Consider the following 26,984-nt stretch of genomic DNA (forward strand, 5'->3'; position numbering starts at 1 on the left):
CCTCCTTTACTTAAATCGCTCAATCGTCCATTTCATAAAACGATCCAAAAAAGCTGCTGCCTCGGCACGCGTCATGGCGGAATTTCCCAAGAACCAGGTTTCCTCCGGATCAATACCATTGACGGGCGTCCCCATATCGGTCACGACCGCTGCGCCATTTAATTTTCTTTTCACCGGGATACCCATAATTAGCGGATCATTATTGGAAAAGGTTTCATCCTCCATCTCAGAAACAGCGATTTTCCAGAATGCATCTTTGGATTGCTCCACCCGTTCACCCTTGTTTTGATAATAAATCGCTGAAGGTCTTCCTATATCTGCAAATCGTTCACTTGCTTCTTTGAGATAATAAAATATGACCTCATCACCCTCAGACAAAGGTCCATTAAAAACAACGGTATGATTGTCGATCTCGGTATAACCCGGCACTGTGTGTTTCTTATCTTTCAACTCCACGCTTACCTGCAACTTCTTCGCTCCCGACGGGTAATTACCATTCAATCGAAAGACACGCTGACCTTGAAAAGCTGTAATCTTCTGATCGATACCCCTTGTCGGCGCATCCATATCCGTAAATCTGGCATAAAATACTTTGCGCAGCTTGTTAATGAGATGAAAAGCTTCCCCACGTTGGATAATGGCATTCGGAAAAAAGCAGTTGTTATAGGTAGGATTGTCTGACTTGGCCTTGATCTCCTCACTCATGAACTTAAATGCCCCGCCGCTAGTCTTCGTCCAATAAGTAAACTTGCAAGTCACCCCGTTCAAGTTAAAAGGCAGGAAAACCGATCCTCCCGGACTAACACAATACACATCTGTGCGATAACCGATCGCATTGGTTGCAATCTTCGTTACCGCTGCTACATCTCCCATGCTATCCGCCCATATCTCGGAAGGAATACTAAGTCTGCGAAGCGGCTGGCCGCCTGCATACATGTATTCCTGATGACTCCGACTAAACGGATCATAAAAATACGTGGTAGCAGCACCTAGAATTGCTCGTGGTAAATTTCCAGTCCAGGAAACGGGTGGTCTTTTCCATTTCTCATCCAGAAGTGGTTCCCCGTAACTGCAAAAAGATACAACCTGTCCTGCTTTCACACCTGTATACAGCTCAACATCTGTTAAATTCTTATTGTTCTTCTCTGCCGATTTATAGATCGTCTGCACACCATCAATAAAAACGTATAACGGATTCTCATCCGTCGGTTCAATCAGAACCGGCAAGCTAAATGAGGTTTGTCCCGATGTGCCTTTGATCTCTTCGTAGACAAAAGGTTTTCCCTCCTTAAACTTGTTATAGTTAATTCCGGCTACAAAAACTTCCCCATCTTCGAGCACCATATTCGTCGCTTCCATGACATCGTTATAGAACCAATCGCCTTCATTAACGTCAACCCATTTTCGCATGATACACCTCCTATATTTAGGATAGACAGAATAAAAGAGTAGGTCACCCTACTCTCGAATTGTTCGCTCCAGTAGACGTTTGGTACGCATCAGGAACGTAACAAATTCTGCTCTGGTAATAAAATCATTCGGACGGAAGTACAAAATGGGTGTCCCATCCAGTTGTGTAACGACGGTCAAACCGAGGTCAGCTAAACGTTCAATAGACGCTTTAGCCCAATGATTTTGACCTTCAGTTGTCTGTAAATCTTGAAATTGAACAGCGCTTTTGCGATCATAGCCGTCCTTTTTGATGAGCGTCATTGTCAGCTCAACTTTGTATCCCTTTTGGTCTTTATCCATCGTATCCTGATGATAGAAGATCGGGTCCACTTTAATCGACTCAACAACACCAACATAGATATTGCCTTTTTCATCATAAAATTTATGTGTCCAGCCTACATACATCACATAGTCGTGATATGACTTTTTATCTCGAAACAACACATTAATGATGGCTTTATAAGAGGACACACCCATTTGATGAAAATGAGAGGGAGCATTAATCATTTTAATCTCTCTTACCTGCGGATTGGGTGAGGGGGAAGAATACGGATCAATAATTCTTCCCGCTACAGGCTCGAACTTCATACCGGTATCGACAAAAAGCGCTCTTTTGTACCGGTCGTTAACCAAACCAAATGGGTCTCGCTGAGGCATAGTTGAATCCCTCCTTCGTTCATTACTCGTTTATTATCTTGGAATATGCGTGCTTCCCATTCCTGCACCAACGTTACTAGCCATCCGATTCACTAAACCCGGGTTATTTTGTCTCAATGTTTTATCCAGAGCGGATGTGAGCTTCTCCACATCTTTGGTGCTGCCTGTCATATTATCAATATTGACGTGAACGGTGACATCTCCTGACCCAACCATTACACTTTTATGGGTATTACTTGCCGTCATGTAGTCAAAATAGTCCATCACTTTAAGTCCTCTCGGGAGATTAAATGTGGATACAGGCTTATCCATCTTTTTGCTGATTTCTGCCAGATTTTTGGACTGTTCCACTCCGATCGAGCTTAATTCCTTCAGAATAGTCATGTACTCATCAGAATTAACATTGAATCCGCCGTTTTTAAGCAGATTTTCCCATTGCAGCTTGTATTCGCCCATCTTGACATTCATCTCTTGGGCACGAGCCTTGTTGAGTGATGTCACTTCAGCCGAATCTTCCCTGCCCCCATTGGCAGCGAGGAGATCATACATCCGTTTGTCATAATCCATCTGGGTTAATTCCAATTGATCACTCATCTTGCGTTTTAACTCGTCAATTTTACTATTTTTAACACTATTTAATTCCAGTTCGGATTGAGCCTTCTGTTGTTTCTTCTCGTTAATTTCCATCCCTAAATCTTCTTTTTCTTTACCTTCGGCTAACTTGTCGTACGTTTTCTGCAAGCTTGCAATAGCTTTATCAAAAAATTTGATATTTTCTTGCAAATACTTTTCCATCAACGCACGCATCTGACCCGAGTCTTCACGAACTCCACTAATGAGTAGCCGGGAACGTGTTACCTGATAGTTTGTTTCATTTTTACTTGTGGAATTGCTCAGCTGCCTGTTAATTTTGGCAATCATCTCTTCGACGCCATTGCTCTTAGGTTGCGGCACTGCTCCACTTGCAATAGATCCAATTGATCCAGCTGCTGGAATATACTGTGGAGCCGGTATGTATTGTATCTGTGGCTGATTATTTTGAGACTGGGGCCCATTCTCATTTTCAGGAGTTTTGCCAGTCTCTTTGTCCATCTGAAGCTGCGACTCTTTTTTCTCCTTCTCATAGTTGTATTCCTTCGCCAGCTTCTTCTCTACCGCCGCTCCATCTTTCTCCGTCCACAGTGCCATAAACCCATCTTTGTAGTCTCCGAACTTATTGTTGGTAGCACTGTTGCCAAAAAGAGAGCTCATCGTTCCGGATACTACCGCATCCATCCCCAGATTGAATCCCTTCCAGACCTTCCCCACAAAGGAGGAATCCTTCATATCTTTAAAATCCTTCGCCAATTCTTCCTTATTTGTTGCTCGGATATTTTGCTTCTCCGCTTCTGACTTACCCATATTGCTAAGCGGATCCACCAAACCTGAAATAACATCCATAGCAAGCATGGCGCCCCCAAGAGCCGGAACAGCTTTCAGCGGCCTTACCAATCGGGAGCCAAATTTAACGAGTTTGGATAATTTCCCTGGAACTTTGATACCTCTGGCAGCACGTTCTGCATTGATGGCATGCTCTGTAATAACTTTGCCATGTCTGTCTTTTAGAATAGTCCCACTTGGATCCCGGAGAGGCGCATGGTTGTTAAAAAAGGCTTTGCGATTTCCCGTGTCTTTCATATCCTTGAATCGGGATAGGAGACCTCTCCTTTTGACTTTGTTATCTTTCTTTCCTCCGTAATCTACCCCATCCATAATTGCATCTTTCATAACATCCTTGATCAGGTCTTCATGACGGGCTACAAAGGATTTGTTCTCTGGTTCTTTCTTTTCCTCTTTTGCGGGTGAGGTTCCAGTCCCTGCTCCAGGGGCAACCAACATACCTCCAGAGCCATTCATCATCATACCAAGTTGAACTTTTTCCAATTCCTTTAGCTTAGCAATGTAGGCAGACGCATCTGTTAATCCCTTTCTAAAGGAAATGTTTAACTCATTCACTTCACTTCTCAACTTCTTCAGAGCATTATTCAGTATGTCAGACTGTCTTTGGAGCTTTTCCATATCAGATTCATAACGCTGAATGTCGGTTGCACCCAATTGAAGCTCCGTGTTTAGATAGTACAACTTGTTTCGAAGCTCCACAGCCTCCAGGTCCATATCATTCATCGTCATTAACCATCTTCTGGATTGATGTTCAAGTTGCATGATTGATGTACCCGTATCATCTACCTCACGACTTAGAAACTGGAGGTTCCGCTTCGTCTTGGCGATCTGGGTATCCAAAGCGTCCATCTCTTCGCGGAGTAAAAAGAGCTCCCTTGCATAGGTTCTTACCTTTTTCTCAGCCTCCTGCTGTTCTGTTGCATACAAGGCAGTCGCCACAGAATTCCCTTGTTGCAACGCGAGATGTTGCTTTTCGCTATGATTGTCCCGACTCTGTTTGGCATTTGTCAGGTCCGTTTGTTTCCCCAACGTTTTATTCGACAGTTCCGTTTTTTGCTGTTGGAAATATTGCATACGATTCTGTTGCTGCTTCATCTCTTGTACCGCACCCGCACGCTGGATATCAGCGCTCTGAATCTGATTCATTGAACTTGCATCCCGGTTTTCGGAGCTATCACTATTCAATCTCGCTTGACCATATCGTTTCTGATCAGCTTGATCCATGAAGTGGCCTACCTTCTCCCAGTCCACCTGAACACCTACATTGTCCATAATGCGGTTGAGAAGATCCATATGGTCCACGACTCCACCAGCTTGATTTTCAATCAATCGCAACATGCCCAGCAGAACGTTTCCAAATGAAGCAAATTCTTCGTTCAGGCTTTGCATCACACGATGCGTCGAAATCTGAAATATCGTTTCCCATTTTTTCTGCTGTATCTCCATATGATCTGTAGAACCCAGCTGCGCAGAGCTAAGTTCTGATTCAACGACTGAGTTCAGCTGCTCTGCCAGAATGTCCACCCTAACTCGATTAGACGAGTTGGTCTGATCGTTACCCATACCTGAATTGGTGTGAACGGACCAGGCTGCCTGACTGATCCAACTCGCCATTCGGTCATCTCGGCTGAGATTGGCTTCCGGTTGACTTGTTGACTGAATGCTTGTTTGTTGAAGCTCTCTTATAAGTTCATGCGCACTTACTTGAAGCATGGATGAAGCTTGAATGATCATGTCTGTCATTTTGGAGAGTTCGGAAATAGCTGCTGACCACAAGGACGAGATCTCTTCAAGACCTGATGCAGTTTGCTCCACATCGCCGTGGCCTGTTGCTTGTACTTTGGCCGTTTCTGTAGCAAAACGTACGGCTTCCGAAGAACGGTTATATTTCCTTGATCCAATACGGTAGGCTAGTCCTACGTCTTCCTGATTCATCCCATGTTGCATTGCAATATTTTGCAATTGGTTAACCGTATCTCGCTTTGATGTCTCCGGTTCAGTCAGATTCCTTTGCCGGGTAGATTTGATTTCAAAATTCTGCTCTGCTCTGGCAACTTGTTCCTCAAGCTGACGTGAGGACTCAAGTGAGCGCTTTAGCCTCGACGGTGAGAATCCCTTCCATTGCCCCATCGACAAATACTTCATCATATGTGCCACAGAATTTTCCATATCCAGGGATTGAGCTACAGAAAGGGAATTCAACTCGTGAAATGCCCCAAGGTAGAATTGTTCCAGATCCACCGTTAAGGATTCGATCCACTGCTCCTGCATGGAGTCCCTCATCGTATGCACTTTATTGATTAACGTGCGGATACCGGTAACATGTTGCTGTTTTGGTGCATCGCTCTCACCCGTATTGGATTTGACCTGGTTAACCATTTCTTCTCTTAAAGAGTGTGTACTCTTGTTTTGTTCATCCATCATCTTCACCGCCTTCTATGCATAAATCCCGTTCCACCTTCGCATAGGCAAAACGGGAAATTCTTTGTTTATCCTCCAAGCGCTTGCGCGAGCAGACCAATATCCTCTTCCGATATTTCGGTATACTCCTCATCTTCAAAAGTTCTGGTCCGCTTAACAGTGCCATCTTCTCCAGCTTCCTCACCTCCACCACTACCGAACATGCGAAGAGGTGCTGTTATGAGTTCAACCTCAAACTGAATATATTTCTCGGCTGACTTACACAGCGCTGCAACCTGAGGGAGGGTGTACTCCCAAATCTCCCATTTGTTCAATCCACAATGCTTATGGAGGGTGAAGAAGATCTCTCCCCAGTGCACGGGTTCCTGTGTCTCCGTATCACGGATTTCGGTTCCCTCCAAAGGCTCTCCCTCGGCGCGTTCTACTTTTTTAGTCCGTTGAGACCAATCATCAGATCAATGACTTTGCGAGCTGTATTGAGATCCAGATACTCGTCCAAATAATCTCGATTAATGATATATTCACCTTGGTCATCTTTTGTCACAATATGCGGATAATTTTTAAAAGCGATACCGAGCACATCAAATAAATCCTGTTGCCGCCGCTGATCCAATTCGTCATTGTCCGTCGGGATAAAATTTAGAATGATGGCATCAATATTCACCGTTTTCAGCAATTGCATCAGCCGTCTGGCATCCTTCAGATTACATGGGGGAATTCTATATTTACGCCGATCCCGCAGGGTTACAATCTCATCATCTTCAAAAAATGCACGCTCTGCTGCTTCAATTTCTTCAAATGTTGCTTTTTGGTTCTCAGGATCATGCTTGATTCTGCTGGCAGCTTCTTCATTCAAACGTTCCGCAAGCTCACGCTCAGCCCGTTCTTGATCTGTTTCCATCGATTACGCCCCCTCAATACATTACATTTCTCCCCACAATATAAAAGAGCCTGATAAGGCAAGGCGCTGTGAAGGGGAGAACACAGCCGCCATTGAAATACCTTGCCAGGAGCAATCATCATGAATCTGGATTAGATTTTACTTTTCGCACTGAAACGTTTAATGCTGCCGATTTTTCCATCCGGACGTTCCGGATCAAGAATTTGCAAGGAAATAGCCGATGCAGATGCAGCAGCACGTTGAGCATTAATGCTAAACGTTCCTTTGGCACGGCACATGTACAACTCGGTTTCCACACCCGCAAATGTGCCATCTTTTTGTTGGAACGTACCGTGGTGAATTACAGAGATCGGGAACGGCACTTCATCCACTAATAGATCTACCATGTCGACCACTTCATCACGTTTGTAATTCAATACGAATTCTTTGTCGTTATGTACGGCGTTGAGGACCACTACACCGTTAGCAGCATCATAGAAGAACTCATCCGGCTTAATCGTAGAACCTTTAGATGCAAGTTGCTTCAGCAATGTATTGGATTCTTTCAAACGAACGGCAATACCCGCATCTTTTTCATAGATGGTACTTGCATAAGCTGGTTTCGCTTCGGCAAATCCGGAATTTGCTGTTCCCGTAGTAGCAATCGTCTGCTCATTCAGAACCCATACGTAGGACTTGACTTGCTCTTGTACCGTTGAACCCATCATCAATTGAATGGCATCCAGATCGAATTTGGCATCGGTAGCGGATACCTCAATGGATTTGGATTTCACAAGTACATCAATCGCGAACAGACCGTCACCACCAAAAATATCTTCTAGCTCAACGTTCAGGTCAATTTTCAGATCCTGGAGTGTTCCCAGGGTAACAACTTCAATCGCACCCATCGGGTCTGTAGGATAACGTTTAGCCATAAATGTGCCTACACCTTTAATAATCATCTTTTTTGCCATGAATTTGTCCACTCCTTAAATAGGTATATAATCTATGATTACGGAGACATGGATAAGCTGAACCGTGGCCGTACCATTATTTGGTCGGGAGATCCAAGCTACGACCAGGCTGCTTGTTATCCTCTCTGTGTATATAGTGTAGAACCATTTCAACATTCACTAACGATTACTAAAAATAAATCAACTTTAGCAAGAAATAGTTTTTCGTTTTTTCCAGAAAGAGCCCTTTAGTTATAGTAAAAAGACCCCTCCATTACATCAGAGGAGCCGGTCTGTTGGGCAGATGATCGATTATCTTGGCGATTTGTTCTGCACGCTCTTGTATTTCAAACTCTTCAGCAGTAATCAGATGCACATGCGCACAGTGCTTGCCGTGTTCATAGATTCGTTCAGGCGTGATAAAAACGGTATCCGCGACAGCTTCCATAGCATGTTTCTGTTTCTCATAATGATCCGGGTCGGTTAAAGAATCATAGATCACCAGATGGGGATACGCTGCTTCCACCGAGTCACTTAGCCGGCTATCATTGACCCAATACACGATTCGGTTATGACCAAATAAATGGCGCACAGACTGCCCTGCTCTGGCCACGACAAAATGAGGCAGATTCTCATAGGGATATTCGAAATCGTCCACCTGATAATACTCATCACTGGAGTTAAGGTATATAACGTGGTAGCCCACTTCAGCAAGTGCTTTTAACAATCGTTGAGGACGCCTTCCAAATCGTTCACTATGAAAATCAATAGCAGGTAGATAGACTATCGTTGTTTCGGTAACAGGCACGTAAGCCTTGGACACGGCAATGTCATCTGTAAGAGGCACAGTCGCTTCCAATTCCTTCACTGGAGGAGATTGCTCTTGTTTACCTAACAATCTTTTAAATATCTTAATCATGTTGCATTACTCTCCCATCACCTGATTTATCATTTTAACAGCATCCCTTGCCCTGCCATCCCAACTATTGGCTCTGGCAACTTGCGTGCGAGCTGCCATTTTATGATGATCGTTTTCACGAATCGCTTTTGCGAGCATCTTTCCACAATTATATCGGTCTATAAAATAAGTCACTTGGCTGTATTTATGTATAATCTCGTCCATACATGTAGTCAGAACGGGCTTGCCTGCTGCCAAATATTCATAATACTTGATTGGATCACAACCTCGAATCATCTCTGTGAGCTTAAATGGCACAATACATACATCGAATTGGGCAATATAAGCGGGAAGAACCCTATAATCCTTATGTGGTAAGCAAGTAATGTTGGGATGAACAATTCTCTTTTGATATAAAGCATTGTTACCAATGAGTACAACATGGTAGCCTAAATCAGCTATATCTGTAATCAACGAATAATCGACCCAGGAAGCCATGGCTCCGTGAAAACCGACGATGTATTGGCCTTCATCTACTTTAGGAAAATCGGATGGTCTGGGAAGTAGCGTCTGTGCTTTTTCAAAGTGATCGTAATCTGCACCGTTAGGACACATAAATATCGGTTTTCCATCATGTTTATGGGCTTCATACATGATCTTTGCCGTAGTTGAGATCAAATCCGCCCGATTGAAACACCTCGGAATATAATCCTTCCACACTGCAAACTCATCTGCTGAATTGTCGAGATAATCAAATACTCTGAAATCAAAATCTTTTGCATCCGAATAATCATATTGTGCTGGACTGGAGAACCAAAGTACCTTTTTACCCTTGACCAGATGATCATAATTAATGCCTTGCTTTACAAGAAACAGGTCCTCACTCAGCTTCTCAATGGGTCTTTCCTGCTTACGATATGTTTCCTGATTAATAAAAATGGCCCGCACTCCCTTGATCTTGGAGAACGCCGTCATTAACTGTTGCGGACGCTGAAATAACAAGTTCCAATCTAGTGCTGGTGGATAAATAATAGTCATTTCGATGCTTTGGAAGATCTGACCTGTTTGTACCTTCTTTTTAGGAAGCAGCCAATTGAGCAATCAACTCCACTCCTTCCGCGTAGACATGAACTGGCCGAAGTCGTGTATCCACGAAAAGTTCAAAACCTAATGATTTGGCTTGCTCGCAAAAAGGGGCATCTTCCCCTGAGGCATGGTCCGCATACCGCACACCTGCTTCAATCACTTCTCGCTTAATTAAATATACCGCCCCTGTTAAGTCAACAGGAATTACACCTTCGCTGAATCCAGGAACATGTTGTCCTCGGATGAGGGCATTATGCGCTTTGATCTGCGGGTGATTACGGATCAGCATCGAACAGATATCTTTGTCGTTATGCATGAGTTGCTCCAGACTGTTTTCCGGCACAATAATATCCGTATCTACAGAGAACAAGTAATCACAGTCAGTGAGTAAAAACTCCTCCAACAGCCGATTTCGCAACTTTGCCAAATGTGCATAAGCATATTGCCCGCGCAGGTGTCCGTATGTTTTCCCCAGATCGTACGTCAAATAAGGAATTCGATGTTCTTGAAGAATATGTTCCGTGTGATCCTCACTGTCATTCAAGATATACCTGAATTGTTTGTGAACCGCCTGTTGGTGAAGGGATTGCAGATGTCGTTCCAGCACCCAGGCACGGTTTCTTACAGGACTGCCAATCAATACTTTACTCACAATTATCCCCTCTCTCCTTTTACATAGAGTAGACCGATTGTTTAGATTCTTTGCACCCACATGATAAAAATGTTCATTTTCAGCAAAACAGAGAGAGAAGTCTGTTTTCCCCCTATCCTAGAATTGAAAGGGGTGAACAGGTTAAACCCGAGTTGATATGATCCTGCTTACTTTAAACAATCCATGAAAAGAAGGTGAGAATATTGCTAGGAAGTGTAGATTTAATTCGAAGCTGGCATCAGAAGGCTGTTGATGGGGAGGCACACGCTACCGTCAGGTTCGGGGACGCCTCCAATACCATTTTGGCTCACGATGCTGTGCTGACTATGGACTTCATTAGGTCCCATTATGGGTGGCTTAGTGATCCCACATATTGCGGAATTACCCTACCTCATGCAGAAGCGCGGGAGACCTTGGTGCACTGTCTGAGGCAAGCCGATTACGTGGGGCATTTAACACAGACTGAGCATTGGTATTTCCAACCGTTATTTGCCATGTGTCTCGCCTATTACAAGGTAGAACCGGCTGAAACGTTCTATGCATTTGAGAACAACTATATTGCTCGTTACCCGTTATTCTATGAATTATTTAAAACCGTCCCCATTCTGATTTGCGGAGCCAAGGCCGATCTGTACAGAGAGGTGTTGCAACGAAGATATGGTTGGAGCAACATTGTAGGAACAATTGATTGTGCCTCCTGGTCTCATGTGGATGAAGCATGTGTGCAAATGGAACAGCTCTATCAGCAATCTCCTTGGAAACTTGCGTTGGTATGCGCAGGTGCTCCGGGTAAAGTACTTACGGTGAAAGCCAAGGAACTACATACCGTAGGTGTGGACTTTGGTTCTGGGGCAGATGTTGCCATTCAGGCCGATAGAGAAAACCTGAACGCGTGGGATTATCAAGGATTCCCCGATTACTGGGAAGGCCGGCCCCAGAACTGACCCGTAGAAGGGTCTTTTTTTCGGTCTATAAACAGCACTATGTGTCGCCCATCCTTCTGCCGATAATCTGTTGATAAAATAAACCATCTGCCTTATTATTGTTAAGACTCCTAATCTAACCTGGTTTAGACTTGCATTTGGGGGAGTTCTGCTAAGATATTCGAACTGTTGGAGGGAAATATAATGGCGTACTCGCAGTCAAAGACCGAAACCGTGGCTAATCATCTAAGGGCAAGATTTATGGAAGGCAATGTAGAAGGGCACGAGATCGTCGTTGCCTTGATTAGTATGGTAAAAGCAGAAAAAATTGAACTGGATGAGGTAGCTCCCATTCTTCAAACTGTTTTTTTTGAACAGCCTCAGGGCATTTTACTAGCTCTGGAAAAAGCAAGCACGCTGATTGATGATCAATTGATTGATTCCATCCTTCAGGAAGTCAGCGAATAGGATTAAACGTACATACCACGCGTGTAATACACAAGATTTATAACCCAATTCATCCATGACACACCGTCCCCTATCAACTTTTTGTTAGTTTATTTCTCCCTGGACTTACTCTAATCATATGCGAGGAAATCATAGGCGCATATGGGATACAATCCAGAGGAGGGAAACGTCATCGAGCCCGTTCACAAAGCTATTTTATATTTAACCGTAATAGAAACCATGTTCGAAGTTCTTCAGTATCAAGAAGTAGATCAATCAGAACTTGTAGATTCGCTGGTCATGTTAGGATTCGATCCTATGGAAATTCTGTATGAGACGAATACGATCAGAGCATTTCAACAATTATGCAAAGCCTTTGGTAATCTTGAACTCACGGATAACGATCTAGCTACGTTTGCACAATCGGAGGTCCCACTTTCTTAGAAAGCATTATTGTCACATCGTTCAAGTCAGAAAAAGCAGAACCCTGCGTCAACATCGACGTAGGGTTCTGCTTTTTTAAATTTGGGGTTAACCATGAAGAACAGAAATCGTATAACGAACAAAGGATCTTGATTTCATCTCAAGTAGCTCTACATCAGATTCAATTTTACACAGAAAGGTTGATCGTACTATTGCATTCCATGATACCGGATGAGCGGTCGTTGATGGATTCTACCTCCTTGGTCGGATCGGTGGATTCCTCTTCCCTTCATCTTCAATATGAGTTGGAGCATCCAGAGAGGATTGTCATTATACAAGAATTTTATTTTCTGAAGGACATAGCTCACTTCAACGCTTGGGTAACTGAACATTAATTTACACTGCGTGCAACCCCCAGCACGCAGTGCCTTGCTCGGTTCTTCCAGAATCGAGGATTAACTACTTTGACCCTGTCCCTGAATCCCCTTACGTCTGCGCTCATCAATGAGTACCTTGAGCATAAGCAATTCTCCGTAGGTTAGTTTTCTTTTCCGAACCTTTTCCACCCATGTCCATTCATGAATGATTTGATCGTTGTACGCATCGCCAATATATTTGTCCAGTTCATTCCATGCCCACTCTGCATAAGCCAACACTTTATCCATATCTTCTTCATCCTCCGTAACCGCTTGATCTTGCATTGGATATAACCTTTGATGTACCTTTTGTTTAAACCTTTCATATTCTTCCGGGTGCTTAATCCATGGTAATGGACATTCCTTCCAACCCACGACCTCTTTGTGAGTGAAAAAGACTTCTGGAAAACCTCGTTGTTCAATGAGATACACAGCCAGATCAACAACCTGATTGAACGTATCCTCATGAATGCTTCCATCCTTTTCGATACACATCTCAATACCTACCGTACTGTTATTCGGGTAACTCCCCAATAGTTGCAAAGCTTGCTTGGTGTAGGTTTTACTACCGCAATGATATGCCAGTTCATCATCGGGAAGGCTGTAATAAATCGTTGTACGATCCACTGAAAAATGGGCACTTGCATAACGCCCCTTATCACCATCGCTAGATTTTTGATTGGCAAGACTCGCAAAATATTTGCTTATATTCTTTGCCGAAGCACCCGGAGATGCTGTGTAATGCAAAACAATCCCACGCTTTGCTTTTAACTTCAGACCAGATCTGCTGTACTTATTTAAAGGAATGTAGTCTTCGACAAGTTGTACCATTATGTATTCCCCCGATCCTCATCCTGATGATCATTGCCCCGGAGTTTAAACAACGCAGATGTAATAAATTTGGGTACAGGGAGCCCTAACTTTCCCATATTCTCCAGTATACTGATGCCTTCCGTGCCAATTATAAACATTAACATCGCATCTCTCATAAAATCACTTTCATTGCCTGCCACAATATCAAGTTGATGAGCAATGATCACGAAAACAAAAGTTAAAGATTTACGTGCAAGTCCCCACCATCCAATCCTGCTCGAAAGCTCCTTTTTATACCAAGCCGCCATCACACCTGTCATATAATCCAGTCCCACAAAAATGGTCACCGCAATCAATAGGTGATTAATTCCACCTACCAAATAAACGACAGCTGATAACGCCCACCCAAACATAACCATAAATACTGTATCTCTATGCACTGCCTTTCCCCCTTCAGATCTATTTGATGTTTAGGTTAGGCCGTTCACAGACTTCTGTCTCATCTAAAATGGAATCATCCTAAAATACAATAAATTGTCGTTATGCAAACAGCAAAAATCCCTCTTGCACTTTTAAAGTGCCAGAGGGATTACGAATTAATCATATGACTCAGCTATACGTTGTATGATCCGTTGTCACTCGCACATCATGTTCTGTTGTGCCATGATTACGGTGGCGGAACATTTCCTGAATGCGATCGAGTACATAAGGTGTTGAATCAATCAATTTTTCGAACAAGTGCGTCGAATTGTCAAGCGGCACGATGTGCACACCTTGCTTGCCAACAACCAGAAAAGCGATTGGACGGATGGATACACCGCCACCACTACCACCGCCAAATGGGGAAGCAACCTTTGCGGAATGAGCATGTTCCGTTGTGCTCGATGCGTTGTTACCTTTTCCATCACTTACATTAAAATCACTTCCGCCTGCCGCGAAGCCAAATCCAACTTTACTAATCGGCAGAATAACCGTACCATCCGGTGTTTCTACAGGATCGCCAACGATTGTATTGACATCCACCATGCCCTTGATATTTTCCATTGCAGTTTCCATTAATCCTTGAATTGGATGATCTGACATGTGACTTCCCTCCAGTTTCAATAATAAACTATATCCGTTGAGCTTAAGCAGATTAACACAAACAAGTTGTGTCAATGATTAATCAACTTATATAGGTTTTTGATCTAACCATATCATCCCCAAACTTGCAGGACTTATGTAATCAATACAGGGAATCGTTATCGCATGTTCTCGTCGCAGAACCTTAACACCAATACAGTGGATTCAATCTCAGACTAGTTAAGTTCTGTTTTAACGAGCTTCCTTTTCCGCAATGTGCCTATGCTTCTTCTTTTGCTTTGATTTGCGGCGTTGCTCCCGAAGGAGTTTAATCCACATTCGCCAGCCACCCTCGACCTGCAGCACGCGGGTAAGCAGTCTGATTCCAGCAATTAAGATGGTCGTCATGCGGATTCGCAGTTTGAAATCCAGTTCTGTTCGAAATTCCATCTCGTCGGACCATACCGGAAGAACCTCAAGGTCAGGCACCGTTTTGAAACGCATCTGGTACGTTAAGAAGCCAACAATCATGGACTTAATACTCCATAACCAACCTGTTAGCATTGCTGTGTAAGCAGCATCACCTACACCAACCGCAGTAGACCAGAACAGATTCGTTATATATACTCGTCTGAGCGTCTGTCTGACCCATACTTTCAGAGCCTCTGTTGCTCGAAGCATCACCTTGACTTCTTTTGCCCAGTTTTTTACTTTTCGTTTGTTCACCTGCTCGCTACCCAAAACTTCTCCTCGGGAATGGTTCATGGACTGTTCTGTTTTAAGCAAGAAGCCTTCTTTCATATTTCGGAAAACAATGCTCGGAATTTCGTAATTCATCCGCACGAAGCCATACAGCAGTCGAACATTGATATTTGCGTAGTCATCGCTCTTATGTTTGCGAAATATAACATGAACATGAACATTTGAGATGAGGACTGCGGCAATCAGCAGTGCGATGAACAAACCGATTCCTCCAAGCCAGATCCACACAGGCCTTACCTCCAAGCCCTCAATTCTTATCATGTCTAGTATGGCATTCCTTGCTGGAAAAAATTCACGAATGCCATGAAATCCCCCAATTTTTGCCGAAATGCACCATCGAAATGCCCGATATCGTATACATCATTCCAGACAACTTCACCGCTGTTCTGGAGAAAATACAAAAAGACAACGTGGATCGATCTCCACATTGTCCTTATATGGCTTTAACTATTAGCATTTATTAGGAGGAGGAACCCGAAGAATCATCCTCTGGATCTACAGCGATATCTTCTTCCGGGAATGCTGCTTCCTCTTCAAAATCAAAAACGCTTTGTACGTCAGTATCCGAAACATCCGGCTGATTCATGTCCAACTTGTTGAATAACAACTGCGTTTCTTCCTCCAGGTTTTCCGAATCTTCAAACAAACCCGGTTCGGGAAGATCTTTAATCGAAGCTAGTCCGAAATAATCAAGGAATGACTTCGTTGTTCCGTACAATATCGGGCGTCCAATCGCTTCCGCTCTCCCCACTTCAACAATGAGATCCTTGTTCACGAGTGTATGGATAGCACGCTCCGATTTTACGCCACGAATCTCCTCAATCTCCACCCGTGTAATGGGCTGACGATAAGCTACAATGGCCAAAGTTTCAAGCGCCGCTTGGGATAACGATGTACGTGCAGGAGAGTAAGCAAGCTTCTCAAAATAGGCCGCATGTTCCGGCAACGTTCCGAGCTGCACGACACCTGCAATCTTCAGAATCTGCACACCTCGCCCTTGCCTTGCAAAATCGCCGATCATGTCCTCAATGGCATCCGTAACCAGTTCTACCCGCTGGTCCACAATTTCAGCAATCTGTTTGACACTTAGACCTTCTTCTCCGGACAAAAACAAAAGGCCCTCAATAATCGACTTCAATTTCGGAAAATCCATGATTCGTTGTTTCCCCTCTCCACTCCATAACGATATCCTCAAACAACCGTTCCTGGTAACAAACAATCTGCTTCATCTTCATCAGCTCCAGCACTGCTAGAAACGTAACCACGATCTCATGGCGATATATCTGATCATCCATAAGCTTGGAAAATAACAACCGCCCCCCAGGACCTAAATGCTCCAAGGCACCAATAACTTCACGTATGCGGTCCTTGACCGAAATTTCGTCCCTTTTGATCCGGGTGACCGTTGTACGCTTCTCAGCCTTTCGAAGTGCTTTCTGAAACGCCGCGATGAGATCAGAAGTATGCAGACCTTGCACCGGATTCGTTTGTTCCTCCATAGGCATATAAGGTCGCAAATCTTCGGGCTCTTTGGAAAAAATAAGACTGCGTTCCCATTCCCGTTCATGCAGATGCCGCGCTATTCCTTTATATTTGCGATATTCGATAAGGCGTGCAATCAGTTCGGCACGCGGATCATAATCCTCATCTTCCATATAATCATAATCCTCGAAATCCTCGATTACCGGTGGTTTGGGCAGTAAAAGTTTGCTCTTGATGGACAGCAGCGTAGCTGCCATCACCAGAAATTCACTTGTTATATCCAGTTCCAGCTCCTGCATGGAATGCAGATACGCCATGTACTGATCGGTAATATCGCTGATGGGAATATCCTGGATGTCGATCTCAGCCTTATCAATCAGATGCAACAACAGATCCAAAGGCCCTTCAAAAGTCTCCAGTTTGTATGTAACTACCGTCACTAGACGAATCCTCCCGCCAGAAAAATACAAAACCCTGCCAGCCGTCCGAAACCGGTCTCCCGATTTCGTCTGCGCAAAGCAGGGCACTACTATTAAATAAGCACTATTTTAGCTGTTTCGTCAAGTTCGCCATTTCAATTGCAGCTGTAGCAGCATCCCAACCTTTATTGCCTGCCTTCGTTCCAGCACGTTCGATCGCCTGTTCAATGTTCTCCGTAGTAACCAATCCAAAGATAGTTGGCACCCCTGTTTTCAGGTTAATTGCCGCTACCCCTTTAGCCATCTCGTTGCAGACATAATCATAATGTGTTGTTGACCCACGGATAACCGTTCCGAGTGTGATGACCGCATCGTATTTGCCGCTTTCGGCCATTTTCTGAGCGATAAGCGGGATTTCGAAAGCTCCCGGTACCCAAGCTACATCTACTTCATTATCTTGCACACCGTGACGTTTGAACGCATCCAGCGCCCCGCTAAGCAACTTGCTCGTAATAAATTCATTAAAACGTCCAACTACCACGCCATATTTTAAACCTTCCGATACCAAATGTCCTTCAAAATAGTTAGGCATTATCGTCATCTCCCTGTCGATATATAATGTTATAGGTGCTGCAATTGAACATGTAAAATCTCCAATATTTACATATCAGAAAATTATCGCGAGTAACTGAAATCACTGTTCATTCTGCTCGATATCATCAAACTTGAGCATATGGCCCAATTTGGCTTGCTTGGTGTGAAGGTAAGCTGTATTATCTTCATTCTCCTGCATCTGAATCGGTACACGCTCTACCACTTCCAGACCATATCCTTCCAAGCCTTTAATTTTCCGTGGATTATTCGTTAATAATCGAATCTGACGAACGCCAAGATCCTTCAAAATTTGTGCACCGATCCCATAATCGCGCAGATCAGCAGCAAAACCAAGCTTCAGATTGGCATCCACTGTATCCAGACCTTCTTCTTGCAGCTTGTAAGCCTTGAGTTTATTGATTAAACCGATCCCACGGCCTTCTTGTCTCATATAGAGCAGTACGCCATTACCCTCATCATGGATCTGCTTCAGCGCCGCATCAAACTGCGGGCCACAGTCACAACGGTGAGAGTGGAACACGTCGCCAGTCAAACATTCGGAGTGAACACGAACCAATACAGGTTTGGACCCGTCAATATCCCCTTTGACCAAGGCAACATGTTCTTTATTATCCACGGCGTTCGTATACGCCACCGCCTGGAATTCGCCAAAGTCCGTCGGCATACGCACGGAAACTTCACGTTGCACCAGCTTCTCCTTCTCATTCCGGTAACGAATCATGTCCTGGATACTAATCAGTTTCAGATCATGCTTACGTGCAATCTCCTGCAGGTCAGGAAGTCTGGCCATCGTACCATCTTCCTTGATCACTTCACAGATGACACCTGCGGGGTAAGAGCCGCACATGATCGCCAGATCAACTGCCGCTTCCGTATGTCCGGCACGACGCAACACACCGCCGTCTTTGGCAATGAGCGGAAACATGTGACCCGGCTTGCGAAAATCACTGCTTTTCGCATTCGGATCAATCAAACCTTTAACGGTAATGGAACGCTCATGCGCCGAGATTCCCGTCGTTGTATCTTTGTGATCCACAGAGACCGTAAAAGCTGTCCCATGGAAATCCGTATTCTGCTGAACCATCGGTTTCAAATTTAATTCATCTGCCCGCTGCTGCGTAATGGGAACACAGACGAGTCCTCGACCTTCGGTAATCATGAAATTGATGACCTCAGGGGTTGCTTTTTCAGCCAAAGCAATAAAATCCCCTTCATTTTCCCGATCTTCGTCATCGACCACAATTACGGGTTTACCACGCATCAAATCATAAATAGCTGCCTCAATTGAGTCCAGAATGGATCGCTCGGATTGTTCTGACATCAGCCGCACCTCCTGTTTCCAGTTCTATGTTTTATCCCTGTCTTTCCTATGTTTATGCAAACCCGTGATTGGAGAGAAACTCTTCACTAAGACTGCTTGGCTTGCCTGTTCTCGTTTCCGCATGGCTCTTGCCGTATTGCAACAGATGATCTACATATTTCCCCAAAATATCACATTCAATGTTGACGGTATCTCCTGTCTTTTTGACATTCAAAACCGTTTCCCCAATCGTATGGGGAATAATCGAAACCGTGAAGGAACTTTGAGTCGTCTGTACCACTGTCAAGCTAATCCCATCCAAAGTGACCGAACCTTTTGGAATTAGAAATTTGAAAAGTTCATGGTCACCCGGTCTGATCTCAAAAACAACTGCATTCTGATCCCGAGTAATACTACCGATAACCCCAGTCCCATCCACATGTCCCTGCACGATATGACCGCCGAATCGTCCACCGGACAACATGGCCCGCTCCAGATTAACCTTACTGCCGGACTGAAGCTGATTGAGATTGGTGTGTCGATACGTTTCCGGCATGACGTCTGCGGTAAAACCACCGCCTTCCAGCGTGGTCGCGGTAAGACAAACCCCGTTAACCGCAACACTGTCACCAATTTTTAGATCGTCCATAATGACAGAAGCAGCGATGTTCAGAACTAGGGCCTCACCTTTACGGCCAATGCGCCGGATCTGACCGACTTCTTCCACCAAACCCGTAAACATGCTATCTTCCTCCTATTCTGGCCAAATCGGAATACCGCCAATGCTAATATTATCTCCAACTTGCTCAATTTCCAGCTGATGCAATTGGATTGCCTGACTCATGCGCTCTACGCCTTCAAAACGGAAACTTCCCGGAGTATCATATCCACCCACAATCTTGGGAGCGATAAACATCAGTAAACGATCTACGAGCCGTGCTTCCAGCATTGCACCATTTAGTGTACCGCCGCCTTCCAGCAGAATCGAACCAATATCCCGCTCTCCCAGTTTGCTCAGCCCATGTAGCAAATCTACGCGTGGTCCAGGCCCACAGCGAATAATTTCAACACCGTAAGCCTCGAGTCGCTCAGCCGCTTCCTGGCTAGCCTCATCGGTTGTAAGCACCCAAGTTGGCGCAAGTCCATCCTTGACCATTTTGGAGCCTACAGGCAACCTCAGCTTGGAATCCACAACGATCCGTACCGGACTGATGCCTTCTACCTGCAAGCGGGTAGTCAGCTCCGGATTATCGGCGATTACCGTATCCACGCCAACCATAATGCCTTGATGACGATGACGAAGCGCATGCACGATCTCACGCGCCAGTTCGTTGGAGATCCATTTGCTGTCCCCGCTACGCGTAGCAATTTTTCCATCCAGCGTAGAAGCTGTTTTGAGGGTAACGAAAGGAAGGCCTGTTGTAATAAACTTGATAAACTTTTCATTCATACGTCTTCCGCGTTCGCGCAAAACACCCACTTCAACTTCGATGCCTTGTTGACGCAACATACTAATGCCTGTACCAGAAACCTGCGGATTCGGATCTTCACAACAAACCACCACCCGTTTAACCTTCTCATGGATCAAACGTTCGCTACAGGGTGGCGTTTTGCCATAATGACTGCAAGGTTCAAGCGTTACGTAAACGGTACTACCCTCCGCGTCGCTTCCAGCCATATTCAGCGCATGCACCTCTGCATGGCCTGTACCTCGTTTCAGATGGCTTCCTAGACCAACAACACGTCCTTCTTTAACAACGACACATCCTACGACAGGATTAATTCCAGTCTGTCCTTGTGCCCGTTCTGCCATATCCAGTGCTAACGCCATATAAAATTCATCATTGATCATTTCCATATCCGTTCACCCCACGGTTATAATCTCGAACTAAAAAATCCCCACCGAACAATCTGTTCAGGTAGGGATGATGGAAGACTACTGTCATCTGCAGGAGAGATGAAACACACCAATACCGACACTTCACCAAAACCAGTTAACAGGTAAGTGAAAACAAACACATACCTTATTGCATACCCATTCGAGCTGTAGAATGATATACAAAAAATCAGGTGAAGAGTTCTATATAACGGTATTATGTATTAGAAAACTCATTATAAACAAGCCTTCCACACATATCATCCAAACGAGCTGAATGCTATGCGACATCACTCCTGCGGAGTGCAACCACACCGGCTTACACCCACTCCTTCTCCCATCCAGACTATACTGTCGGTTCTGGAATTACACCAGATCAGCCATCTGCTATAAGCAGACAGGTCACGGACTTTGCCATATCGGTGGAAAATAAATCCCCAACACGCATCACCGCCGGTAGGGAATTACACCCTGCCCTGAAGGATCGCTTTCGTTATTAATTGGATGTTAGCACTTTAATGTCAAAAAATCAATTCATTTTTGTTTCTTTTTGTCACATACTAACTTTTAATAAGCATTTATATTACAAAATCCGCATCTCAGACGAGACACGGACTTCATCAATATTGGAAAATAAATTCTAAAGGTCTGGAAAACACCAGCTTGCCATGTGCCTCAAATCCTTTGCAGCATGGAACGGAACACTCTCAGGTTTGGGCTGGGAAGCATTAGGTGCTGGCATATCGCGGGCTACTCTTCTGACCCAACTGGTCGAGTCGATTCCAATGGCCGAACACTGCCAGCGCTCATCCGGCCTTGGACGAACGGTCAGAATAAGGTCTTCTTTTCCCGGCATATCGGGGAACACGCCATCCAGATATTCAACAATGGTACGTTTGTCCTTCACTTCATGACAATATACAGTAACCCAAGAACCACTAAGTACTTTCACTGCATATACGTCTCCAGGCTGCACTTCACCTGTACCGGCATCCGGAGATTTTTTCGGCACCTTCGCCTTGGTACCTACACCTCGTCTGCTTTCAAATGCACCAATAACGGTCTCACTCGCCAGTGGTTTCGGTTCAGGCTTGTTCTCAAGCGATACATCACTGCAATCGAATTCACCAAAGATCAGGTTCAAATTGTGCTCGTTGATTCCTACAGATGAATCCCACCATGCCAAGGGAGCTTGTACCTCAACGCGTGTATTAGGTCTCTTGTCGCGTTCTGCATATGAGGTGAAGGCTGTAATCATTCCTGGCTGTTCTGGCGTTTCCAGAATGCCGATCAGCGCCAGCGTTTCAAGCAGGTCGCGGTAAACATATACCTTTTTCGTTGGTAGCAGTTGTTCTTTTTTGAGCGCATCCGCTGCCTTGCTGTACCGAGTCTTGGGTGGCAGATTGCGCAGCACCGTTAACACGGCGCGCAGCGTCCAGCGATCATATTCACACGGAACAGGAAGCTCCTGCGAAGCGGCCATTTCTCTCAGAGCGAGTACATGTCCAAATATATCTCCATCGAGCGGTGTGCCGTTGGTTATTCGCCAGTACCACTGAAGCGAAGTATCTACTCCGTCATTCACATCCAAACCACAGATCTGGCACTTATGACTGGAAGAATATGGATCATATTCATGATCAGGTATACTGGTTGCGATCAGTTTTCCTGTAAGAAGTGAACGCCAGATCATTGGCGCTGACCAGAGAGAAGCCACAAACGCCTGAGCAGCCTCCTGAAGCGTCCAACGCTCAGCCAATGTTCTCAGTTCTCGGATTGTCTCCTCATGTTGCGGTCTTTCAAAGTGATTAGGCTCATGTCCGGTAGCCTCTAGTGCCTGTAATTGTTCCGCCGATACGTCCTCTGGCACATTGTGTCTTGAAGCGCGCAACTCCTCGTCCCAAATCGTGCTCTCACTATAAATGTGTTGAAGTAATTTAAGTTGCTGTACAACATCTAAAGTCAAAGTAACAACATCCTTTCACAGTAGTTCTGAAAACATGCATGCTCAGTATATCCGTGCGCTGTCAAACCTCATGTATTCGGTCTCAACAATCTGTTCCTAGCTAGAATAACCTACGTTCAACTCGTCCCGCCAGTTCCTTTAAGCTTATTTTTGATAACACTTTGCAAGGCAATTACGCAAAAAAGTTGTACAATGCACAAAACCCCTGGTACTTCCGTAATAGGAATGTACCAGGGGTTAACTTGATGCCGCCGAGCAGATTCAGTTGAAATTAAACTTCTACAACTTCAACAGTTTCCATTTTGTCGCGGCCTTCGAATGCATCAACAAACTCCATACCTTTGCTTACTTTACCAAATACAGTATGTTGTCCGTCCAAATGTGGCTGCGGTTGGTAGCAGATGTAGAACTGGCTTCCGCCTGTGTTGCGGCCAGCATGTGCCATCGCAAGTGTTCCACGCTCGTGTTTGTTCGGGTTGATCTCACAGTTGATTGTGTAACCAGGACCGCCAGTACCGGAACCACTAGGGCATCCGCCTTGAGCTACGAAGCCCGGAATTACACGGTGGAAAACGAGTCCGTTATAGAAACCGGAGTTTGCCAATTTTTCAAAGTTTGCTACGGTGTTTGGAGCTTCTTGATCGAACAGGTCAATCAGAACTTCTCCGCCGTTTGCCAATTTAATTTTCGCTTGTTTCGCCATATGTAAATGACTCCTTTCAATTTTGAGCAAAAGTAATTGTGATGCAATACCAAACTTGTGGTCAAGCATTACAGCACTTTTCTTAGTGTACACCGAAAAGGGCCGAATCGCAAAAGAAAGAGCTATATTTTTGATTTTCTACTCTCAAATACAAGCCTTCAAGCGTGCCAAATAGCTACAATGTCCATGACAAAGGACGGAAGGGGCAAGCCCCTTCCGTCCTCATCTAGCGCTATAGGAACTTGAATTAACGAGTAACTGGCTGTTTGCCAATACGCGCTGGCACGAGGTCGTTTTGGATAATGTCCTGATATGACTCACGACGTACAACCACATCGCCTTGACCATCTTTGACAAACACAACCGCCGGACGACGAATCCGGTTGTAGTTGCTTGCCATGGAGTAGTTATATGCCCCTGTGCAAGCTACGGCAAGCAGATCACCGCTCTCCACTTTTGGCAGATCCAGATCCCATATCAACATGTCACCGCTCTCGCAACATTTACCCGCTACAGAGACCGTTTCTGTTGCCGCTTCGTTTGCACGATTTGCCAGTACAGCCTCATATTTGGACTCATACAATGCAGGACGTGGGTTATCCGTCATACCACCGTCTACAGCTACGTATTTACGCACGCCTGGAATGTCTTTGCTCGTTCCAACGGTGTACAGCGTTGTACCTGCTTCACCTACGATGCTGCGGCCTGGCTCAACCCAAATTTCAGGCACTGCATAGCCGATTTGTGCAAAATGATTTTTTACCGCATCGGTAATGGCCTTCACATACTGAGCCACTTCAAGCGGCGTGTCACCGTCAATATAACGGATTCCGAATCCGCCGCCCAGGTTTACGACTTTGAATGCCACATTCAGGCGCTCATATACACTTGCTGCAAATTCAGCAACACGTTGAACCGCCATCTGGAACCCTTCCACCTCAAAGATCTGGGAGCCGATGTGAGAATGAACACCAAGCAATACCAGGTTGGATTGTTTGGATGCAAGTTCAATCGCCTCAAATGCTGTACCGTTGCCGATATCAAAACCGAACTTGGAGTCCGTTTGTCCTGTCGAAATATATTCATGCGTATGCGCCTCAACACCCGGCGTTACACGCAGGAGGATGTTTACTTTACGGTTTTTGTCCGCTGCGACAGCTTGGAGCAGGTGCAACTCGTTAAAGTTGTCTACTACGAAGCATCCAATCTCAGCGTCAAGCGCCATTTCGATCTCTTCGATCGTTTTGTTATTGCCGTGGAAATGAATGCGTTCTGCCGGGAAGCCTGCTTGCAATGCCGTGAACAGTTCGCCGTCAGAGACAACATCCAGAGAAAGACCTTCCTCTGCTGCAAGAGCACACATCGCCATTACACAGAATGCTTTGCTTGCATATGCAACTTGGAAGCCCAAACCTGAAGCGCGGAAAGCTTCCATGTACTCTCTGCAGCGCTCGCGAACCAATTGCTCGTCCACAACATAGAGCGGCGTTCCAAATTGCTCTTTCATATCCGTAACGTCTACTCCACCAATCTCCAGGTGACCTTGCTCATTTATTCTACTTGTACCGTGTAAATACATCGTTTGCATTCCTCACTTTTTGTATACTGGAACAGTTACTATTCCATTGATTTTACACCAGTATATCAAATTAAGCCGGGAGATGAATGGATTTTTCGGCACATCATTTGTGTTTTTTACTTTTTCGCAATTCACCGTCGGGATCCTCAGACATCTTGGTGTTGTCACGCGTTTTGTTGAATGATGGACGTTTCTTGCTGACAAGCAATGGAACCCTGAACAGGAAGTTGCCAAATGCCTTTGCATTAAAAGGTATAAATGGCCACAGATACGAGGAGTTGTATGAACGGTGAATGGTCAACGCCACAATCAGCAACGTTGTTCCAACGACCAGACCCGGCACCTTGAATATCGCAACTGCAACCAGTAGCAATAATCTGACCAATCTGTTCGCCAGTCCTAACTCGTAACTTGGTGTAGCAAACATTCCGATCGCCGCAATAGCCATGTAGAGCACAACCTCATTGACAAAATACCCCGTTTTTACCGCGATATCTCCGACCAATATAGCCGCAATCAGACCCATGGCTGAAGCCAGAGGGGTCGGGGTATGAACTGCAGCCATCCGTAATAAGTCTACACCCAGCTCGATGAGCAGAAACTGAATAATAATCGGCAGTTTCACGCTTTCCTGTGGGCCGATGAAATCCAAACCGACGGGTTTCAGCGAAGCCTCGATGACCATCAGCATCCATAGTGGCAACAGAAACAGAGAGATCAGGATGCCTGCAAAACGCACCCAGCGCAAATAGGTTCCCATAAGAGCAGTCTGCCTGTTCTCCTCCGCATGTTCGCATAGATCAAAAAAGGTCGTCGGCAAGATCATTACGCTGGGGGAAGTATCTACAAAAATAACGACTCGTCCTTCCAGCAAGTGAGAAGCTGTAACGTCAGGACGTTCCGAATAACGAACCAGGGGGAATGGATTCCATCCTTTATTAATAATCGCTTCCTCCAACTGTTTATCAGCTGCCGGAATGCCGTCGATATCGATACACAGTATTTTTTCACGAACCGAATCGACCTGCACCTTATCCACAATATCGTCAATGTACACCACACATACATCGGTTTGTGTTCTTCGCCCAACCTGCATGATCTCAAACTTCAGCCCAGGGTCACGTATTCTGCGGCGCACCAGCGTCACATTCGTAAGCAGAGTTTCTGTAAAACCATCCCGTGAACCGCGAACGACACGTTCAAGCGAAGGCTCCTCGGGGGAGCGAACCGGATAACTCCGAGTATCCATAATGAGAACAGATCGGTCGCCCTCAACAAAAAAGGCACTCATTCCAGTCAGTACTTTACTAATGACGGCACTCATCTTTTCTACTCGTTCTACCTGGATATGAGGAATGTAACATTCAAAATAAGATTTAAGCGCGTGATCGGATATTTGATCTGGTGAGAGATACGTTAATCGTTTTAACACTTCAAGCAAAATCTCGTCTTTGGCAAAACCACTCAACATCAGTAGCCCTACATGTTTGCCACCAAGCACCATCTCCCTCAGCGTAACATCAAAAGACTCGCCAAGACCGAGCACTTGCTTCAATGTGTTTTTGTTATCACTCATGCGAGGAGAGATGTCGTCATTGTGTTGCCAATAGTGCACGGATTCCTCGATACTGTCAGACATCTCGTTTTGCTTTTTCTTCTGATATTCCCTCTTCTCTTCTTCCTTCTGGATTTCATAAGCAGACTTATGCATCATATCTTCCGTAGTGCTATCTTCTTGTTCATGACCCGCTTGATTGTT

The 26,984-nt window shown here is 45.0% G+C and carries 26 protein-coding genes and 1 riboswitch; of the genes, 3 read left to right on the plus strand and 23 right to left on the minus strand.

Annotated elements, in window-relative coordinates; translation table 11 throughout:
- Positions 1–6: 6 nt before the first annotated feature.
- From BLQ13_RS17365 to BLQ13_RS17405, 9 genes are all read right to left on the minus strand, one after another.
- The gene (locus BLQ13_RS17365) at positions 7–1,410 is read right to left on the minus strand and encodes a hypothetical protein (protein WP_090922370.1); all 1,404 of its coding nucleotides are present in this window, start codon (positions 1,408–1,410) and stop codon (positions 7–9) included.
- Between the two features lie 48 nt (positions 1,411–1,458).
- Positions 1,459–2,109, minus strand: coding sequence for an S-layer homology domain-containing protein (locus BLQ13_RS17370; RefSeq protein WP_090922372.1), 651 nt, complete (start codon positions 2,107–2,109; stop codon positions 1,459–1,461).
- A 33-nt stretch (positions 2,110–2,142) separates the two neighbouring features.
- Positions 2,143–5,973 (minus strand): coiled-coil domain-containing protein, encoded by a 3,831-nt coding sequence (locus BLQ13_RS17375; RefSeq protein WP_090922374.1) that lies wholly within the window; start codon positions 5,971–5,973, stop codon positions 2,143–2,145.
- Between the two features lie 65 nt (positions 5,974–6,038).
- Positions 6,039–6,371, minus strand: a complete 333-nt coding sequence (locus BLQ13_RS17380) for a hypothetical protein (protein ID WP_244159355.1) — start codon at positions 6,369–6,371, stop codon at positions 6,039–6,041.
- Between the two features lie 20 nt (positions 6,372–6,391).
- Positions 6,392–6,871, minus strand: a complete 480-nt coding sequence (locus tag BLQ13_RS17385) for a hypothetical protein (RefSeq protein ID WP_090922376.1) — start codon at positions 6,869–6,871, stop codon at positions 6,392–6,394.
- A gap of 131 nt (positions 6,872–7,002) precedes the next feature.
- Positions 7,003–7,824, minus strand: coding sequence for a hypothetical protein (locus BLQ13_RS17390; RefSeq protein ID WP_090922378.1), 822 nt, complete (start codon positions 7,822–7,824; stop codon positions 7,003–7,005).
- 253 nt (positions 7,825–8,077) lie between these two features.
- Positions 8,078–8,722 (minus strand): hypothetical protein, encoded by a 645-nt coding sequence (locus BLQ13_RS17395; protein ID WP_090922380.1) that lies wholly within the window; start codon positions 8,720–8,722, stop codon positions 8,078–8,080.
- A 6-nt stretch (positions 8,723–8,728) separates the two neighbouring features.
- Positions 8,729–9,802, minus strand: coding sequence for a glycosyltransferase (locus tag BLQ13_RS17400; RefSeq protein ID WP_090922382.1), 1,074 nt, complete (start codon positions 9,800–9,802; stop codon positions 8,729–8,731).
- Positions 9,780–10,439 carry a glycosyltransferase family 2 protein gene (locus tag BLQ13_RS17405; RefSeq protein ID WP_090922383.1) on the minus strand — a complete coding sequence of 220 codons (660 nt, stop codon included), beginning with the start codon at positions 10,437–10,439 and terminating at the stop codon, positions 9,780–9,782. The genes BLQ13_RS17400 and BLQ13_RS17405 overlap by 23 nt, the downstream gene beginning before the upstream one ends.
- A 203-nt stretch (positions 10,440–10,642) precedes the next feature.
- Here BLQ13_RS17405 and BLQ13_RS17410 point away from each other — a divergent pair, with 203 nt between their 5' ends.
- The 3 genes from BLQ13_RS17410 to BLQ13_RS17420 all read left to right on the plus strand — a co-directional run bounded on the left by BLQ13_RS17410 (position 10,643) and on the right by BLQ13_RS17420 (position 12,253).
- Positions 10,643–11,383 carry a GT-D fold domain-containing protein gene (locus BLQ13_RS17410; RefSeq protein WP_090922386.1) on the plus strand — a complete coding sequence of 247 codons (741 nt, stop codon included), beginning with the start codon at positions 10,643–10,645 and terminating at the stop codon, positions 11,381–11,383.
- Between the two features lie 183 nt (positions 11,384–11,566).
- Positions 11,567–11,830, plus strand: a complete 264-nt coding sequence (locus BLQ13_RS17415) for a hypothetical protein (protein ID WP_090922388.1) — start codon at positions 11,567–11,569, stop codon at positions 11,828–11,830.
- A gap of 141 nt (positions 11,831–11,971) precedes the next feature.
- Entirely contained in the window at positions 11,972–12,253 is a 282-nt protein-coding gene (locus tag BLQ13_RS17420) for a hypothetical protein (RefSeq protein WP_090922390.1), read from the plus strand.
- Between the two features lie 434 nt (positions 12,254–12,687).
- Here the strand turns inward: BLQ13_RS17420 and BLQ13_RS17425 are convergent, their stop codons facing one another.
- The 14 genes from BLQ13_RS17425 to BLQ13_RS17490 form a co-directional block, all read right to left on the minus strand.
- Positions 12,688–13,479 carry a peptidoglycan recognition protein family protein gene (locus BLQ13_RS17425; protein ID WP_090922392.1) on the minus strand — a complete coding sequence of 264 codons (792 nt, stop codon included), beginning with the start codon at positions 13,477–13,479 and terminating at the stop codon, positions 12,688–12,690.
- Complete coding sequence (locus tag BLQ13_RS17430) at positions 13,479–13,901, minus strand: phage holin family protein (RefSeq protein WP_244159356.1); 423 nt, start codon at positions 13,899–13,901, stop codon at positions 13,479–13,481. Before BLQ13_RS17430 ends, BLQ13_RS17425 begins: the two co-directional genes overlap by 1 nt.
- A gap of 169 nt (positions 13,902–14,070) precedes the next feature.
- On the minus strand, positions 14,071–14,544 hold the full coding sequence (ytfJ, locus tag BLQ13_RS17435; protein ID WP_090922394.1) for a GerW family sporulation protein: 474 nt from the start codon (positions 14,542–14,544) through the stop codon (positions 14,071–14,073).
- Positions 14,545–14,775: 231 nt separating this feature from the next.
- Positions 14,776–15,513, minus strand: a complete 738-nt coding sequence (locus BLQ13_RS17440) for a DUF2953 domain-containing protein (RefSeq protein WP_167375775.1) — start codon at positions 15,511–15,513, stop codon at positions 14,776–14,778.
- Between the two features lie 232 nt (positions 15,514–15,745).
- Positions 15,746–16,438, minus strand: coding sequence for an SMC-Scp complex subunit ScpB (gene scpB, locus BLQ13_RS17445; protein ID WP_090922399.1), 693 nt, complete (start codon positions 16,436–16,438; stop codon positions 15,746–15,748).
- The gene (locus BLQ13_RS17450) at positions 16,407–17,207 is read right to left on the minus strand and encodes a segregation and condensation protein A (protein WP_090922401.1); all 801 of its coding nucleotides are present in this window, start codon (positions 17,205–17,207) and stop codon (positions 16,407–16,409) included. The genes scpB and BLQ13_RS17450 overlap by 32 nt, the downstream gene beginning before the upstream one ends.
- Positions 17,208–17,310: 103 nt before the next feature.
- Positions 17,311–17,778, minus strand: coding sequence for a 6,7-dimethyl-8-ribityllumazine synthase (gene ribH, locus BLQ13_RS17455; RefSeq protein WP_090922403.1), 468 nt, complete (start codon positions 17,776–17,778; stop codon positions 17,311–17,313).
- A 102-nt stretch (positions 17,779–17,880) separates the two neighbouring features.
- On the minus strand, positions 17,881–19,122 hold the full coding sequence (locus tag BLQ13_RS17460; RefSeq protein WP_090922405.1) for a bifunctional 3,4-dihydroxy-2-butanone-4-phosphate synthase/GTP cyclohydrolase II: 1,242 nt from the start codon (positions 19,120–19,122) through the stop codon (positions 17,881–17,883).
- Positions 19,123–19,174: 52 nt separating this feature from the next.
- Positions 19,175–19,843, minus strand: a complete 669-nt coding sequence (ribE, locus tag BLQ13_RS17465; protein WP_090922407.1) for a riboflavin synthase — start codon at positions 19,841–19,843, stop codon at positions 19,175–19,177.
- A gap of 12 nt (positions 19,844–19,855) precedes the next feature.
- Complete coding sequence (gene ribD, locus BLQ13_RS17470; protein WP_090922409.1) at positions 19,856–20,959, minus strand: bifunctional diaminohydroxyphosphoribosylaminopyrimidine deaminase/5-amino-6-(5-phosphoribosylamino)uracil reductase RibD; 1,104 nt, start codon at positions 20,957–20,959, stop codon at positions 19,856–19,858.
- Between the two features lie 343 nt (positions 20,960–21,302).
- A riboswitch (FMN riboswitch) is annotated at positions 21,303–21,465 on the minus strand.
- Positions 21,466–21,617: 152 nt separating this feature from the next.
- The gene (locus BLQ13_RS17475) at positions 21,618–22,943 is read right to left on the minus strand and encodes a hypothetical protein (RefSeq protein ID WP_090922411.1); all 1,326 of its coding nucleotides are present in this window, start codon (positions 22,941–22,943) and stop codon (positions 21,618–21,620) included.
- Between the two features lie 271 nt (positions 22,944–23,214).
- A complete protein-coding gene (locus BLQ13_RS17480) occupies positions 23,215–23,646 on the minus strand; it encodes a peptidylprolyl isomerase (RefSeq protein WP_090922413.1) in 432 nt (143 codons plus the stop codon).
- A 247-nt stretch (positions 23,647–23,893) separates the two neighbouring features.
- Complete coding sequence (lysA, locus tag BLQ13_RS17485) at positions 23,894–25,225, minus strand: diaminopimelate decarboxylase (RefSeq protein WP_090922415.1); 1,332 nt, start codon at positions 25,223–25,225, stop codon at positions 23,894–23,896.
- A gap of 103 nt (positions 25,226–25,328) precedes the next feature.
- Positions 25,329–26,939 (minus strand): spore germination protein, encoded by a 1,611-nt coding sequence (locus tag BLQ13_RS17490; protein WP_167375777.1) that lies wholly within the window; start codon positions 26,937–26,939, stop codon positions 25,329–25,331.
- Positions 26,940–26,984 lie beyond the last annotated feature (45 nt).

The organism is Paenibacillus polysaccharolyticus, from assembly GCF_900102085.1.
Classification (GTDB): domain Bacteria; phylum Bacillota; class Bacilli; order Paenibacillales; family Paenibacillaceae; genus Paenibacillus; species Paenibacillus polysaccharolyticus.

Excerpts from the sequence above, each read along its gene's own strand:
- scpB (WP_090922399.1), bottom strand. The coding sequence starts at position 16,438 with ATGGATTTTCCGAAATTGAAGTCGATTATTGAGGGCCTTTTGTTTTTG.
- ribH (WP_090922403.1), bottom strand. The coding sequence starts at position 17,778 with ATGCCTAACTATTTTGAAGGACATTTGGTATCGGAAGGTTTAAAATAT.
- BLQ13_RS17425 (WP_090922392.1), bottom strand. The coding sequence starts at position 13,479 with ATGGTACAACTTGTCGAAGACTACATTCCTTTAAATAAGTACAGCAGA.
- ribD (WP_090922409.1), bottom strand. The coding sequence starts at position 20,959 with ATGGAAATGATCAATGATGAATTTTATATGGCGTTAGCACTGGATATG.
- BLQ13_RS17395 (WP_090922380.1), bottom strand. The coding sequence starts at position 8,722 with ATGATTAAGATATTTAAAAGATTGTTAGGTAAACAAGAGCAATCTCCT.
- BLQ13_RS17490 (WP_167375777.1), bottom strand. The coding sequence starts at position 26,939 with ATGATGCATAAGTCTGCTTATGAAATCCAGAAGGAAGAAGAGAAGAGG.
- BLQ13_RS17365 (WP_090922370.1), bottom strand. The coding sequence starts at position 1,410 with ATGCGAAAATGGGTTGACGTTAATGAAGGCGATTGGTTCTATAACGAT.
- BLQ13_RS17390 (WP_090922378.1), bottom strand. The coding sequence starts at position 7,824 with ATGGCAAAAAAGATGATTATTAAAGGTGTAGGCACATTTATGGCTAAA.
- BLQ13_RS17415 (WP_090922388.1), top strand. The coding sequence starts at position 11,567 with ATGGCGTACTCGCAGTCAAAGACCGAAACCGTGGCTAATCATCTAAGG.
- BLQ13_RS17480 (WP_090922413.1), bottom strand. The coding sequence starts at position 23,646 with ATGGCGAAACAAGCGAAAATTAAATTGGCAAACGGCGGAGAAGTTCTG.
- ribE (WP_090922407.1), bottom strand. The coding sequence starts at position 19,843 with ATGTTTACGGGTTTGGTGGAAGAAGTCGGTCAGATCCGGCGCATTGGC.
- BLQ13_RS17420 (WP_090922390.1), top strand. The coding sequence starts at position 11,972 with ATGGGATACAATCCAGAGGAGGGAAACGTCATCGAGCCCGTTCACAAA.
- ytfJ (WP_090922394.1), bottom strand. The coding sequence starts at position 14,544 with ATGTCAGATCATCCAATTCAAGGATTAATGGAAACTGCAATGGAAAAT.
- lysA (WP_090922415.1), bottom strand. The coding sequence starts at position 25,225 with ATGTATTTACACGGTACAAGTAGAATAAATGAGCAAGGTCACCTGGAG.
- BLQ13_RS17460 (WP_090922405.1), bottom strand. The coding sequence starts at position 19,122 with ATGTCAGAACAATCCGAGCGATCCATTCTGGACTCAATTGAGGCAGCT.
- BLQ13_RS17370 (WP_090922372.1), bottom strand. The coding sequence starts at position 2,109 with ATGCCTCAGCGAGACCCATTTGGTTTGGTTAACGACCGGTACAAAAGA.
- BLQ13_RS17375 (WP_090922374.1), bottom strand. The coding sequence starts at position 5,973 with ATGATGGATGAACAAAACAAGAGTACACACTCTTTAAGAGAAGAAATG.
- BLQ13_RS17385 (WP_090922376.1), bottom strand. The coding sequence starts at position 6,871 with ATGGAAACAGATCAAGAACGGGCTGAGCGTGAGCTTGCGGAACGTTTG.